Origin of the sequence: Paenibacillus sp. PvP094 (assembly GCF_040546835.1) — a bacterium.
Classification (GTDB): domain Bacteria; phylum Bacillota; class Bacilli; order Paenibacillales; family Paenibacillaceae; genus Paenibacillus; species Paenibacillus illinoisensis.
On sequence record NZ_JBEPOM010000001.1, the window covers coordinates 3,701,430 to 3,715,587 of the forward strand.

At 46.9% G+C, this 14,158-nt stretch carries 12 protein-coding genes; 9 read left to right on the forward strand and 3 right to left on the reverse strand.

From position 1 onward, the window contains the following. Positions 1-89 precede the first annotated feature (89 nt). The 4 genes from hcp (at position 90) to ABIC22_RS17100 (ending at position 4,461) form a co-directional block, all read left to right on the forward strand. A complete protein-coding gene (gene hcp / locus ABIC22_RS17085; protein ID WP_354482530.1) occupies positions 90-1,382 on the forward strand; it encodes a hydroxylamine reductase in 1,293 nt (430 codons plus the stop codon). A 225-nt stretch (positions 1,383-1,607) separates the two neighbouring features. After that, positions 1,608-2,999, forward strand: a complete 1,392-nt coding sequence (locus ABIC22_RS17090) for a PTS transporter subunit EIIC (RefSeq protein WP_354482533.1) — start codon at positions 1,608-1,610, stop codon at positions 2,997-2,999. 264 nt (positions 3,000-3,263) lie between these two features. Then, the gene (locus ABIC22_RS17095) at positions 3,264-4,052 is read left to right on the forward strand and encodes a collagen-like protein (RefSeq protein ID WP_354482536.1); all 789 of its coding nucleotides are present in this window, start codon (positions 3,264-3,266) and stop codon (positions 4,050-4,052) included. Positions 4,053-4,323: 271 nt separating this feature from the next. After that, positions 4,324-4,461: a hypothetical protein gene (locus ABIC22_RS17100; protein WP_186812111.1), complete on the forward strand. Its 138-nt coding sequence runs from the start codon at positions 4,324-4,326 to the stop codon at positions 4,459-4,461. Positions 4,462-4,522: 61 nt separating this feature from the next. On the opposite strand, the gene ABIC22_RS17105 is transcribed toward ABIC22_RS17100, so the two are convergent. After that, positions 4,523-5,269, reverse strand: coding sequence for an undecaprenyl pyrophosphate synthase (locus tag ABIC22_RS17105; protein ID WP_354482539.1), 747 nt, complete (start codon positions 5,267-5,269; stop codon positions 4,523-4,525). A 155-nt stretch (positions 5,270-5,424) separates the two neighbouring features. Between ABIC22_RS17105 and ABIC22_RS17110 the strand changes: the two genes are divergently transcribed. Then, the gene (locus ABIC22_RS17110; protein WP_354482542.1) at positions 5,425-6,066 is read left to right on the forward strand and encodes a hypothetical protein; all 642 of its coding nucleotides are present in this window, start codon (positions 5,425-5,427) and stop codon (positions 6,064-6,066) included. A 207-nt stretch (positions 6,067-6,273) separates the two neighbouring features. Continuing rightward, positions 6,274-7,044 carry an SDR family NAD(P)-dependent oxidoreductase gene (locus ABIC22_RS17115; RefSeq protein ID WP_354482545.1) on the forward strand — a complete coding sequence of 257 codons (771 nt, stop codon included), beginning with the start codon at positions 6,274-6,276 and terminating at the stop codon, positions 7,042-7,044. Between the two features lie 68 nt (positions 7,045-7,112). Here the strand turns inward: ABIC22_RS17115 and ABIC22_RS17120 are convergent, their stop codons facing one another. Beyond that, positions 7,113-7,757, reverse strand: coding sequence for a TetR/AcrR family transcriptional regulator (locus tag ABIC22_RS17120; RefSeq protein ID WP_354482548.1), 645 nt, complete (start codon positions 7,755-7,757; stop codon positions 7,113-7,115). A gap of 164 nt (positions 7,758-7,921) precedes the next feature. Here ABIC22_RS17120 and ABIC22_RS17125 point away from each other — a divergent pair, with 164 nt between their 5' ends. The 3 genes from ABIC22_RS17125 to ABIC22_RS17135 all read left to right on the forward strand — a co-directional run bounded on the left by ABIC22_RS17125 (position 7,922) and on the right by ABIC22_RS17135 (position 11,817). Continuing rightward, positions 7,922-8,464 carry a CueP family metal-binding protein gene (locus ABIC22_RS17125; protein WP_354482551.1) on the forward strand — a complete coding sequence of 181 codons (543 nt, stop codon included), beginning with the start codon at positions 7,922-7,924 and terminating at the stop codon, positions 8,462-8,464. A 288-nt stretch (positions 8,465-8,752) separates the two neighbouring features. Continuing rightward, complete coding sequence (locus tag ABIC22_RS17130; RefSeq protein ID WP_095359600.1) at positions 8,753-9,769, forward strand: ABC transporter substrate-binding protein; 1,017 nt, start codon at positions 8,753-8,755, stop codon at positions 9,767-9,769. After that, on the forward strand, positions 9,766-11,817 hold the full coding sequence (locus ABIC22_RS17135; protein WP_354482554.1) for an iron ABC transporter permease: 2,052 nt from the start codon (positions 9,766-9,768) through the stop codon (positions 11,815-11,817). Before ABIC22_RS17130 ends, ABIC22_RS17135 begins: the two co-directional genes overlap by 4 nt. A 101-nt stretch (positions 11,818-11,918) precedes the next feature. Here the strand turns inward: ABIC22_RS17135 and ABIC22_RS17140 are convergent, their stop codons facing one another. Next, positions 11,919-13,991 (reverse strand): methyl-accepting chemotaxis protein, encoded by a 2,073-nt coding sequence (locus tag ABIC22_RS17140; RefSeq protein WP_354482557.1) that lies wholly within the window; start codon positions 13,989-13,991, stop codon positions 11,919-11,921. Positions 13,992-14,158: the final 167 nt, after the last annotated feature.

Consider the following 14,158-nt stretch of genomic DNA (forward strand, 5'->3'; position numbering starts at 1 on the left):
AAACTGTGTCCGCCATCACACTTGGTCCCCTGAGGATTTGTTACGCTGTTACCAGTGAATGAAATCGAATCACGTTGGAGGGAACAGATATGTTTTGTTATCAGTGTGAGCAGACACCGAGTGGTGGATGCACGGTAGTTGGGGTCTGTGGCAAAAATGAAACGATAGCCAGTCTGCAGGATACCATGATTTTTGCGTTGAAAGGCATAGCGGCTTATGCAACACATGCTCGGCAGCTGGGATATCATGATCCGGAAGTGGATCGAATTACACATGAGGCCCTGTATATGACGTTGACCAATTCCAATTTTAATGTGCAGGAACATCTCGATATGGCCATGCAAGTAGGGAACGCGGCAATCCGAATTATGGACGTGCTGGATCGTGCGCACACCGAGAGATTCGGCATACCGCAGCCCATCACCGTTTCGCAGAACCAGATTGAGGGACAATGCATTGTAGTGACCGGACATAACTTGTATGCGCTGGAAGAGCTTCTTCGCCAGACCGAAGGGAAAGGCATCAACATATATACACATTCCGAGATGCTGCCTGCTCACGGGTACCCGGAACTTAAGAAATATGCCCATCTGAAAGGCAATATCGGCAAAGCCTGGTACGATCAGCGCAGATTATTTGAACAGTTTCCGGGTGCCATCCTTGCGACCACAAACTGTGTCATGCCTATCAAAGGTACATATGCCGACCGATTCTTCTCGTATGAAGTCGCGGGTCTTGAGGGTGCAGCCAAGATTATGAATGATGATTTCACTCCTCTAATTGAACGCGCGCTTTCCCTGCCAGCAGCAGACGTTAAGTCTGAGCAGGTACTAACGACGGGGTACCATCATGAGACGGTAATCGGACTCGCTCCAGAGATTATTCAGGCAGTCAAAGGTGGTCATATCCGTCGTTTCTTCGTTATTGCTGGCTGTGATGCACCTGGAAAAGGCGGAAACTATTATCGCGAGCTAGCGACTTCGCTGCCTAACGATACCGTGATTTTAACCACATCATGCGGTAAATTCCGCTTCAATGATGTGGATTACGGTACAGTCGGGGATACAGGAATTCCCCATTATATCGATCTGGGGCAGTGCAACAACTCCGGTTCAACCGTGAAAATTGCAATGGCTCTTGCGGACGCTTTTGGCTGTTCGGTAAATGAGCTACCTATCAGCATTGTCCTGTCCTGGTTTGAGCAAAAAGCGGTGGCAATCCTGCTGGGGCTGTTCAGTCTTGGTATTCAGGACATTCGAATTGGACCCAAACCGCCAGAATTTATCTCGGCTGGAGTATTAGATGTGCTTGTTGACATGTTTGGCTTGAAGCTGATCACAACAGCAGAGGAAGATATGAACGCCATGCTGTCGTTGTCATAGGGTGCCAGAAATTGAATCAATCATAGAAGATTTTGGAAGGGCCTGCTGAAGCAGGCTTTTTGCTGTCTTAAGGTGAGTTTAGGTCCATGTACCCTGCTTATATAGTAATGAAATGAAAGGAAAATTAGTTTGAATATCCTATTGAAGTTCGATCATGGAAATGGGTATATAGATAAGGGCACATCATAAAACTCGGGTTTACCGCAGCATAAGGAGAAGGTACATATGAATGACAGGCAATTCGAAGAGATCTTGAAACTTGCAGGTGGAAAGGAAAACATAAGACAAGTCACGCGGGAAGAGCAGGCAACGGTACTTATTCTAGAAGATAACAGTAAAGTGGATATGTCAGCGCCTGCTACTACCGATCTTGAAGTAACAATTCGGATAACAGGTGCAGAATGTCGCTTGGCGATTCGAGATGAATTCTCCTATTATCACCTTCTGTTAAGGGACATGGGGGCGGGAGAGAGCATGCACGATCAGTATAAACGGGAAGAGAAGCATTTAAATCGAAAGTCATTTTCAATATTACCGTTTATATCCGATGTGTTTAGACCCATAATGCCTGCCATTTTGGGAGCGGCGGTCTTCAAGATTGTGCTTGCAGTCATAACACTGATTAGTACGTACGGTTTTTCGGAACCCTCATCCTTCCTACAGAGTCAGACATTTATGATATTGAAATCCATTGGGGATAGCGCCTTTTATTTGCTGCCTGTATTGGCAGCTATCAGTACTGCCCGGCAGTTAAAGAGTAATATCTACGTTGCAGCAGCTATCGGCGGATTGATGTTTTACCCGCAAATGAGTTATTTACTGTCAGGTCAAGAGGAAGTTCATTTTATGGGTGTGCCCATGGTTTCGGAGGCGGCCTTTTTCTCGGCGACGCTCTGGATGATTCTGACGATCTCTGCTGCATCTTATGTAGAAAAAGCCGTTGAACGATTCAGTCCTAAGGTGCTGCAAGGCATTCTGGCCCCGGCATTAACATTCGGAATTCTGGTCCCGCTGGTCCTGCTGGTGCTGGGCCCACTAGGTTCGTGGATTGACAAGCGAATGCCCGCTGCCGTCGATTCCTTGCTCACCGATGCACCGGTCGTGGCTGCGATGCTGCTTGGAGCGGCATTTGCATTAATGCTGTTTGCTGGATTGCATTATTGGCTCGTTCCCCTGATGCTGAATGAGCTGATGACCAACGGATTTTCCGTGATCATTCCTGCGATGTTTGTTGCATTTACTGCTCAGGCGGGGGCAGCACTAGCTGCGGGACTGCGCAGCAGACAGACTGAGTTCAGAAAACTCGCATTCTGGGCAACCGGAACGGCTCTTTTGGGTGTTCCGGAGCCTGCAATCTATGCCGTCAATATGAGAAGAATGGCTTCCTTTGGTACAGCACTAATTGGTGGTGCTATCGGCGGACTCTACTTCGGTATTGTATCGGTAAAATCCTTTGCTTTAAGCGAATCAGCAGGCCTGCTTCAAATTCCGGCATTCATGGAAGATGGTACGCTGAATATGATTCATACGTGTGCCGGGCTGGTTTTAGCCTTTTTTGTCTCAGGTGCACTCACATACTGGCTGACAGATAGGTCAATGAAGAACAAACATGTATAAGCGTAATGCTTCTCATAATTGGTTTAAATAGTATTCTTTGCAGTTAAGGTTTCCGTGTATTTAAATGTTCTTCCATACTTTCAATATGTAATAGAAGGATTTCTACAAATTGAATCCACCTTCTATAAAGCCTGAATATTGGATCACAATATAGACAACTTTCCTCATAATGGGCCCTGTAATTTTCTGAATTATAGTTAGTTGTCTACGCCCCCAGTGATTACTGCACATAGTATGTGGAGAAATATCACGGAGGTGAGTTCATTGATCAATCGTCATGGGAAACGGATTTGTAGACGTAAATTCAAAAAACATGTACATTGCGGTGTGAAGGTTAAGGTATTGAAGGTTAAACCTAAGGTTATAGTTAATGCACCGCAAGGCGTGCCAGGGATTCCTGGTCCACTAGGACCGATAGGTCCCAAAGGGGCCACTGGTGCTCAAGGGATACCGGGGCCAGTCGGATTGCAAGGAATTCCTGGTATACAAGGACCTGTGGGTCCGGCTGGTGCGGTCGGAGCAGTGGGCCCAGCTGGCCCGGTTGGCCCTGCAGGTCCTTCTGGCCTCGTGGGTCCAGCTGGTCCTGTCGGTCCTGTCGGCCCTGCAGGGGCAACTGGAGCAACAGGTCCTGCCGGTCCAACAGGGGCTGGAATCTCCGATTTCCTGAGTGTTTTCCGAGCTGATCCCGGTACAGGTACGGACACCGTTCCAGGAAACTCGCCAATAACTTTGACTGGGGTATTGGCTAACGTGGGTGGTGCCTTTACCTTCGTGCCGCCATCTTCAACGATAACCATCAATGAAACAGGAAGTTACTTTATCTCTTTCTCCATTCATAATCAGGGCAATGCCGATTTCAACCTTACAGTGAATGGGACGCCCATAACACCTGTGCCTTTCACAGGTAATGGCGGAGGCCCAATCTCTGCTGAAGTTATTATTACGGTCACAACAGTTCCGACAACGATCCAACTGGTAAATGCGAATGCAACTCCTGTACAGTTGCATAACAATCTGAATACCACGGTGACTATTCTGAAATTGACTCCTTAATGTCGATTCACAATATAGTCTATGTCAGCATAAAAATTAAAGTTTATGCCTTTTATCCAGTCCATAAGTCTATTTATTGAGATGGTATGGACGGCTTGGAATTCGGGAGCGGCGGGATGTTTTAGCTAAAAGACATCACCGCTGCTCTTTTTAGTTCCGAAGCCGAGACCTTAGAATTAGGGGAAGTAGAGCCTGAATTGGGCGAATAGTTTATCGAAGTAATCTCGTATGAGCCTCTGATCCTGTAATCGGGTAAGGGGGGACAAGCTTAATGGGTTTGAAGCAGTTATGTCTGGAAGAGATCAACTGGGACAAATTCGGAAATCATGGATGGAGTACTTCAAGACTGGCTTCTGCAAGTGAGAGAGTTACCACAGTATATGGTGCAAAGTTTGGAGTGTTACGGTGAACATTGCTAAAAATGTGCAAAAGAACAAGCAGCTCCCTGAAGATTTGAATGGGGCCTCGAATTATTCCAACGCTCGCATCTTGCGCTGTTGATAATCAAGCATGGCTTCATATAGCAATTGCTCGTTAAAGTCCGGCCACATGACATCCGTAAACCACAGCTCGGCGTAGGCAACCTGCCATAATAAGAAGTTGCTCAGCCGTTTCTCCCCGCTAGTCCGAATCAATAGATCCGGTGCTGGATTTTGTCCGGTATACAGAAACTTCTCAAGGTCCTGTTCAGAGATGTCCCGCACGTTTTTGTTTTCTTCAATACATAATTTAATAGCTTGGACGATATCGCTTTTCCCGCCATAGTTCATGGCGAAGTAAACGGTCATTCCACGATTGGCCCGGGTTAGTTCAACCACCTTGCGCATCGCCTCTTGTGTTTCAAGAGGAAATTTGGATATATCACCGATGAAATCCACCTTAATACCATGTTGATTGAGTTCCTGAACGGTCGTATCCTGTACAAATTCGATGACCAGGCTAATGATATAATCTACTTCCTCTTTAGGCCTTTTCCAATTTTCCGTAGAGAATGCATAAAGGGTGAGAGAGGAGATCCCGTTTTGGTGGCACATGCTTATCGTTTCGCGCATCGTCTGCATGCCAGCATAATGTCCAGCACTTCGGGGAAGTCCTCTGCGCGTGGCCCAGCGCCCATTTCCATCCATCATAATGGCGATATGCTTAGGAAGGTCACCGTTCCAGTCTATCTTATTCCTGATATCATGATCTTCCTTATGTACACGGAGCCATTTCAATGTATATTCCTCCTACATGGTCTGCTTGGAGAACAATTCTGTCTGGTCTAATGAGTAATAAATCTGTTGTCCACCACGGTTTCCAGAATTTATAATTATTATATAGGAATGGATTGGAAGTTCAAACGAAAATCGTAAGAAAGGAACGTGCCCGTATGTCCGCATGGACTGATCTTTTTGAGAATAGAACACATTCGCTCGTTATGTATCCACATCCTACAGATTATTCATCGCTGAGTTGGATCGGGGGGAATGCACCTGCTTACTTTGATCATAACGCCGCATTCGCATTTCTGCGTGAGCAGAATTATCTGTTTTATCTCAGTGTGACTCTTCCTGATACAGACTCTATGGAACCTGTCCCAGGCCAGGAGATGATCTCTGTATTTGTACCAGCAGAATATGAGAGATACCTTGAGAACAATAGATATCCAACCTGTGATATCCAGGTGTTTCAGCATCCTGTTTCCCCTGAAAGTGCACTGGAGACCTACACCAATCCTGCATTGGTTAAGCACAGCCTAACAGAGTGGACAGGGGTTGAAGATGGGGCTGCAGCAGATGAGCCATGTTTGGTCAGAATTGGAGGCACACCGAGATTCATTCAGCAAGAGGACAGTTACTTAACAGCTCTGCATCAGGATGGATACGACTTTTTCATCCAGATTGACGAAGATGGTTATGCGGATGGAATGGTTGAGGAGTACGTCTTTGGTTATGGGGCCCTATATTTGTTCGCCAAATTCGATGACGGGAAAATGACCGATCCCCTTGCAGGATGTTGGCAATATTCGTAGATTTGAAGTCAAAACAACATATCTCGTCTATATTGTGGATTATCATCTATGAAGTAAACAGATCCCTATCTATCTATTGGTTATCCCACAAAAGCCTGTCCATTTGCTGATTGAAAGAGCTTTCATTTCATCCGTATACTAAAGAAGTCAACGAGTTGGATGCCTTCAATAGGCGTTCATCTTCTAAGAAGGAAAGGATGATATGAAATGGGCAGATTAACTGGAAAAGTTGCAATTATAACAGGTGCAGCGAGCGGCATGGGATTGGCAGGGGCTCAATTGTTTGCCAGAGAAGGGGCTAAGGTTGTCGCTACTGATGTGGCTATTGAAGCTCTGGAAGAGCAGGTGCAGCACATCGTGGCAAGTGGCGGAGAAGCCACCGCGCTTAAGCTGGATGTGTCGAGTCCTGAGTCGTGGAACGCTGTTGTGAAAGAAACAGTAGCAAAATACGGAAAAATAGATATTTTGGTTAATAATGCCGGAATTCACATAGCCAAGGGGATTTTGGAGGCCGAGCTGGAAGATTGGGAGAAGGTCATGTCCATAAATGGCACAGGGGTATGGCTGGGGATGAAAGCCGTTATTCCTTACATGCAACAGAATGGACAAGGCTCCATTGTTAATACATCGTCCATCGCTGCAATTATTGGCGGAATTGCAGACGCTCAGGGCGCAGCCTATAGTGCTTCCAAAGGCTCCGTACGTTCACTGACCAAACATGGTGCACAGTGGTTTGCGAAAGACAACATACGGGTTAACTCTGTACATCCAGGTGCTGTATTTACCGGCATGGTGGAAAAAGCAGGCATCAAGTCTCAAGTGGAGATGGGGGAGAATTACAAAAATCTCGCGCCTTTGCCTCCGCATGCCGGAGAATCCATGGATATCGCCTATGCCTATCTGTTCCTGGCTTCAGATGAATCGAAATTTATTACAGGCGTTGAGCTTCCTGTCGATGGCGGCTGGATTAGTAACTAGACAATATGATAATAGGGCAGCTATTCGGAGGTACCACTCTCATGTTGAATGAGAGCTGGTACCTCTTTTTATATGGACAAGCCTGGTTTATGACGTTGGACCGGGGCCAGATTCGAGCGATAAACTTCATTCGAGCGATTCATACGAGTAAATTCCAATAGCTGCTCTGCCATGTAAGTGGAACTGTATTTGAAGTTGCTCTGTACCCAGCCTGTAATCAGACCCAGAACGGCATTAGCCTGATAGCAGGCAAGGAGTTCCTTGTCGATCCTGGGATCCGGAGACATATCCGTTACGTCCTGCAGGTAGAGGGTAATGAGCGTTTCATAGAGAGTATCCCGAAATCCCATAGGCATATGGGATTGAACAAGCAAGGTATAAAAGCTGGCATTGACAAGAACATGGTCGAAGATTTTGATGGCCGATGCGTTCAAATCCTTGATCTCAAAATCATGGTAATGCTCATAAGGAGCTCGGTAGGCGGCTATCAGGTCATTGATCACATCGGTCAAAATCTCGCGCAGCAAGTCTTCTTTGTAAACGTAATGTTTGTAAAACGTACTGCGATTCAAATCAGCCGATTTGACAATATCGGTGATGGTAATGCTCTCCAGCGGTTTGCGTGACATCCATTCCAGCAAGGAAGCCTTTAGCGCCTGTTTGGATTTGTAAATTCTTCGATCTGTGTCTGATTCCGAAGCAGATTTATGCATATACACACCTTCCTATGCTTATCAATAATACTTCTAATATGCTGCTGATTTTTTTATGCTACAAGACAAATATGTGAAAATCTGGTGACTTTATGGTGTACATAGCCCATGGCGTGGCATTCTCCATTATAATAAACCAAAACGGACGAGGAGATGAACTCCAGTTGAGAAAAGGAATACTTATTACAGCCTTATTCATTACAGTCGTTGGCTTAGGAATATACCTTATCGCTGATAATATGCTAAAAAAAGAAGCAGGCCCTCCTGAATCAACCAATGTTAAGGAATTGGTATACGATATCAGTACGGGTAAAGTCGAAACAAAATCGGCCTCCATTAATGCTACCCAGTTGGTCGTTACCGGCAAGGATGATCAAACGAAAACTTATAATCTGCCTGAAGAGGAGTTTTTCCTTTCGATTGCGCCTTACGTCGAGCAGACTCACCCATGTGCCATTCATAGCCTGACGGGTTGTCAGGGGGAAATGAAGAACAAAGAGTTCCTGGTCACGATTCATGACTCTGAAGGTAATACGTTTATGAAAGAAGAGCCGATGAAAACCGGAAAGAACGGGTTCATGGACCTATGGGTACCGAGGAACAGAACATACTTGATCCGTATTGTACACGACGGGAAGGTCGCGGAATCCCAGCTTTCCACATATGAGCAGGACAATACCTGCATTACTACAATGGAACTGAACTAACATTTGCATTCCGTTAGAATTGGGGCACGATTATACACGATGGAAGGCGCGCACGGTAGATGAATAATACTGCAAATCTGGCATGTCATGATGCTGGTTGAGAAGAGTCCATGGATAACCAGGGCTCTTTTTCTTTTTATCCCCATAAATAGGCACAATAGCAGAATCTGTGGTCAGCGCGTTATCGCTTTTTTATTGACAAAATGTGATTTCTGTCGCATAATCCAATATGTGATAATGATAATTATTATCAGAGTTAATACATATAAACAGGGGAGATTACAGTACATGAAAAAAAGCTTGAACGGACTACTATTATTGTTGGTTTTTGCTCTTACATTAGCAGGATGCGGTTCTGCAAGCACTAGCTCGAATGGATCAGCTGCGGATGCAGGTGAAGGTAATGCTTCTGACAACACGCAGACGGAAGCGGCTTCTGGCCCGGTTACCGTTAAACATAAACGCGGAGAACTTACGCTGGACAAGCCAGCAGAGCGCGTAGTTACTCTGGAATGGACATATACGGAAGATGTAGTTGCACTGGGCGTTCAGCCAGTAGGTAATGCCGACAACGCCAACTACAAAGTCTATGTCACTTCCGAAGCAGCCCTGGATGACAGCGTGACAGATATTGGAACACGTAGTGAGCCGAATCTGGAAGCTATTGCTGCATTGAAACCAGACCTCATCATTGCAAATGCAGATAACAATAACGCGGTCTACGATCAGCTTAATGCGATTGCACCAACGATGGAATTCGACCCTTACGATGGCGATGGCTATAACTACGACAAGATGACAGATATCTTTAATAACATTGCTATTGCTCTTGGCAAAGAGGACAAAGCGAAGCAAGTACTGGATGAACTTGATCAACATTATGTAGAAGCCAAAGAAAAACTGGCTGCTGCAGGCAAAGAAGATTTCCACTTTGCTCTGACACAGGCATTCACGTATCAAAATGCAGCTAGTCTGCGTATGTTCACGGACAACTCGGTCGTTATTGGTACATTGGACAAAATCGGTTTGGTAAACGACTGGCAGCCTGAAAAGCTCGAAGGCTATGGTTTCTCCACAGTGGGAATTGAATCCTTATCTGATGTACAGGACAGTAACTTCATTTATATTACACAGCCGGACGATGACGTTTTTGGCACAGCCATGAAAGATAACTCGGTTTGGAACGGACTGAATTTTGTGAAGGAAAACCGCCTATATCAATTGGATAGCACAACGTGGACATTTGGTGGACCCATTTCCTCCAAGGTTTTGGTTGACGGAGTTGTTGAGGCGATTACCAAATGAGTTCAGTTCAGGGAACTAGGCCAGCTATGAACTGGCGCACAATAAGCATATATGGGGGCGGTCTAACCGCTCTCATCGTGCTTTTTTTTGTAAGTCTTTGTTATGGAGAGGCTTCCATTCCATTGAGTACGGTCTGGGATGCTCTTACAGGCAAACAGAACACGCTGGAGCACAATATGATCTGGGATTTGCGTATGCCGCGTACGGTTATCGGCATTATCGCAGGTGGTGCGCTGGCTGTGGCCGGAGCACTGCTGCAGACGATCACCCGTAATCCGCTGGCAGCGTCAGACACGCTGGGCATTAATGCAGGTGCCTACTTTATCGTCGTGCTGGGAGCTATTCTCTTTCCGGGTGTGCTCAGTCAGTCGCCTTTTCTGTTCGCAGCTCTTGGTGGTTTGCTTGCGGCATTTGCAGCTTATTTCATGGGCGGGGGACGAAGATCAAGTCCGGTTCGACTTGCGTTATCCGGTATGATCGTGTCCATGGTGCTCGGTTCCTTTACAAGCGCACTGCATATTTTCTTCTCCATGGAAACACAGGGATTATTCCTATGGGGATCCGGAACACTCGTCCAGAATGACTGGAGCGGTGTCGCTTATGCTTGGCCTTGGGTCGTTGGCATCACCATCCTCGCGCTCATTTTGTCCAGACAGTGGGATATGCTGGAGCTGGATGAATCAACGGCGTCCTCTTTGGGTCAAAGGGTTGGTTTGGCTCGTGCGGGTGGCTTGATTATCGCGGTGCTGCTGGCTGCGGTAATTGTCAGTGTCATCGGGCCGATTGGTTTCGTGGGACTGGTAGCACCCCATCTGGTTAGGTTAAGTGGAGTGCGCTCCAACCGGTTACTGCTGCCCGGTGTGTTTATCTGGGGAGCGGCTCTCCTAGTTGGCGCAGACGTACTGGCCAAGATGGTACATAACTCCAGCATGGAGCTGCCGACAGGGGCTGTCATGGCGATTATAGGTGCGCCGTGGCTGATCTGGCTGGTACTTACACGCATGAAAGCAGCGAATAGTTCGGGGATGTCCTCTTCCATGAGCACAGGTGCACCTTCACGCCGCTTTGCGTTTGGCCCGATGGCAGTATTGTTCTCGGTCGTAACTATAGCGCTTATATTGCTTAGTACCATGTTTGGCGGCCTGCGAATTCCGCTGGCTGATCTGCTGCCGAGTTTATTCCGATCGGATGGACTGTTCTCGGCGGTGATTCAGCTTCGAATTCCGCGTACCCTTGTGGCTGCAGGTGCAGGAGCCGCACTGGCGATCAGTGGTGTGCTCATTCAGATGGCCGTGCGTAACCCACTGGCGGATGCTTCCATCGTCGGTGTGTCCTCCGGGGCAGGGCTCGGAGCGATGATGGTCATTATTTTATGGCCGGGTCTTCCAATATATCTGCTGCCCATCGCAGCCATCATCGGTGCAGCTATTGCGGCAGTGGTTGTATTCTCCCTCTCCTGGAAGAAAGGGCTTAACCCGTCTGCGGTTGTGCTGCTGGGGATCGCCATGTCGGCCATTGCTGGAGCAGGAATTCAGATCCTGATTGTTCGTGGCGCCGTATACGGCAGCAGCGGATATATCTGGCTGACAGGTAGTACCTATGCCCGTACATGGGATCAGGTGAAGGTTATCGGTATATTTTTGGTTATTCTGGTTCCTCTGGCCTGGTGGCTCGCCCGTCGATTCGAACTGTTGGTATTCGACGACAACAGTGCATCAGGACTTGGACTGGGTGTGCGCCGAACAAGATTGCTCGCCATGACGACAGGGGTACTGCTGGCAGCAGGTGCTGTTGCTTGTGTAGGAACCGTAGGGTTTATCGGTTTGATTGCCCCGCATATGGTGCGGCTGCTGACAGGTCATAAGTTAAGACGGTCCATGTTTTTATCCGCACTCGCGGGTGCAGTGATGCTGGTGCTCGCTGATACGATTGGCAGAACCGTCATGGCGCCGACAGAGATTCCATCCGGAATCCTGATTGCCCTGATTGGAACACCGTACTTCCTTTACCTGATGTACCGTTCCAACTGGCACAGACCAATGAAATAAAGCACATATTCTAACGCAAAATAGGATTTGGAACGTTAGAAAGCCCGCTCACGCAGCGGGCTTTTGTTGTTTGTTTATTGTTCATTGTGATCATGTGCGCACTATGATTTCTGATCAACCTGGAACTGGCTTAATTCTTCCTCAAGCTTGTTCGACAACTGACTCAATTGCTGGGATAATTCCGCAACCTGTTCGATACTGTCCAGTTGTTCCTGTGTGCTCGCACTAACCTCTTCGGTAGAGGCTGAATTTTCTTCGGTGGTGGAAGAGATAATTTCGAGTGCCTGGACAATCTCATCCTTGTGTTTATGAACACTGGAGGTGTTATTGCTGATCTGCAGCATGCGTAATCTCAATTCCTCCAGATCTTTATTGATGCTGTAGAACACCTGCTTGGTGCCTTCCACGGACTTGGCATTTTCCTCTGCAATCAGGAGGCCGTGAGCCGTGTGTTCTACGGATGTCTTCGTTTTATCTTCGATTTGACGAACCTTTTTGCTAATTTCCTCTGTTGCCATCGCAGTCTGCTCAGCCAGTTTGCGAACTTCTCCTGAGACTACGGCAAAACCTCGTCCCTGTTCTCCTGCACGTGCAGCTTCGATGGAAGCGTTGAGTGCTAGCAGGTTGGTTTGGGTTGCGATCTGATGGACAGTGTCCACGATACCGGAGATTTCATGACGGCTTAGATCAATATCATGGATAATGGCTGACATGGCCTGGGTTGAATGGTGGTTCTCCTCTGCCCATTTGGATAACTGATTCAACACTTCCAGTCCTCGTTCGCTTTGTTCTGCGGAAGCTTGAACTTTGGTCTCCATCGTTTTGACATCACTTGATATGTCGTCGATTTGACCTGATAATGATCCGGTTTTTTGCAAAATGTTCTCGGATTCAATGGACTGATAATTGGTTGCATTGGCAATTTCGTTAATTGCTGTTGCCGTATCATTCATCGTTACGGCCGTCCTTGAGGATATGGATTGCAGATCCTTGGAGGATTGGCCTAAAACTTGTGCAGTTGCCCCTACCATCTGAATCATGCTCTGAATTTTTTGCACCATGTTGAGCATACCTTGTGAGATTTGACCAATCTCATTGCGGGATGTTGTATCAAACTGGACGGTTAGATCTCCCTGTTCCACAAGTTTGATTTTTTGCAGCAGTTTCGGGATGGATCTCAGCAGATATCGCAGGGTGATATAACTGATGAACACAAGCACGATGGCGGCTACAGCAAAACCTATAATGGTGATCCACGTAAAGGCTTTTAATTCTTCGAGCACTTCATGCTCCGAAATGGTCAACCCTACAGACCATCCGGTATCTGCGCTGGTGGCATACCCGACATAACGGCCTTCACCGTTGTCATCAATCAGTTGGATTCCGGATTCACCGGCCATCATTTTCTTGCCGATCTCACCCAAATCTCCCGGACTTTCGTTAATCTTTTCCTTGAGCACCTTGGCTTGGTCAGGATGATATAAAATATCACCGGTCTTGGAGGCCAGAATGGAATAGCCTGTGCTTCCAAGTGAGTAGCTCTCCATAAGGGATGGAATATCCTTGAATGCAATATCTGCCGCCGCGAAACCGATCAACTGGTTGTTGTTATCCTTAATCGGATAGAATATGCCCATTAGGATATTACCTGAAGCAATATCGGCATAGGGTTCGGAGAAATATAAGCCATCGGCTTCAACAGCTGGTTTATAATATGGGCGATCCTGAATCACAAATTCAGAGTCGGACGCTGCACCATCGTGTTGGAGCCAGAAGCCTTTTCCATCAATGCCCGCAATCCAAGCATCCACAAAAGAAGGTTCTTCCTTCACTATGGCTGCAAGTGTAGCCTGGGTTTCGGCAGCATAGGGTGATGTTGTAGCGGTAGAAGCAGATTCGGTGCTTTGAATATACTGCCTGAATAAATTATTGGTGGACATTTGCTTAACAAGAGATCCTTTTTCCTTAAACAAGGCATCGAACTGGGCTACAATGGCCTGCGTTTTCGTTTGCAGCATCAATTCCTGCTGTTTAACAAGGATGCTTCGAGTGCTGGTAAACATAAATGTTCCCAGGATGGAAAAGACGACAACAATGATGGCCAACAACATGATAGACAGTGTATTGGCGATGCTTGATGTCCGGGTCCCTCTTTTTCTAAATAACTGTGCCATGCTGCCATCTCCCCAAGATCGGATATTGAGCTGTGCTGCTCTTACCTTTTATTTCGGTATTTCGATTTCGTTTCGATAGAGGGAGGGGGAAAGGGTACAGTACATCTCCGCATGACAGCATTAAAAAGCACCAGTTCCCTAATAAGGAATTGGTGCTCTTTGCTGCA

What these genes read in the sequence shown, in the direction of transcription:
- hcp (WP_354482530.1), top strand. Translation starts at nt 90, where the DNA reads ATGTTTTGTTATCAGTGTGAGCAGACACCGAGTGGTGGATGCACGGTA.
- ABIC22_RS17090 (WP_354482533.1), top strand. Translation starts at nt 1,608, where the DNA reads ATGAATGACAGGCAATTCGAAGAGATCTTGAAACTTGCAGGTGGAAAG.
- ABIC22_RS17100 (WP_186812111.1), top strand. Translation starts at nt 4,324, where the DNA reads ATGGGTTTGAAGCAGTTATGTCTGGAAGAGATCAACTGGGACAAATTC.
- ABIC22_RS17110 (WP_354482542.1), top strand. Translation starts at nt 5,425, where the DNA reads ATGTCCGCATGGACTGATCTTTTTGAGAATAGAACACATTCGCTCGTT.
- ABIC22_RS17115 (WP_354482545.1), top strand. Translation starts at nt 6,274, where the DNA reads ATGGGCAGATTAACTGGAAAAGTTGCAATTATAACAGGTGCAGCGAGC.
- ABIC22_RS17120 (WP_354482548.1), bottom strand. Translation starts at nt 7,757, where the DNA reads ATGCATAAATCTGCTTCGGAATCAGACACAGATCGAAGAATTTACAAA.
- ABIC22_RS17130 (WP_095359600.1), top strand. Translation starts at nt 8,753, where the DNA reads ATGAAAAAAAGCTTGAACGGACTACTATTATTGTTGGTTTTTGCTCTT.
- ABIC22_RS17135 (WP_354482554.1), top strand. Translation starts at nt 9,766, where the DNA reads ATGAGTTCAGTTCAGGGAACTAGGCCAGCTATGAACTGGCGCACAATA.
- ABIC22_RS17140 (WP_354482557.1), bottom strand. Translation starts at nt 13,991, where the DNA reads ATGGCACAGTTATTTAGAAAAAGAGGGACCCGGACATCAAGCATCGCC.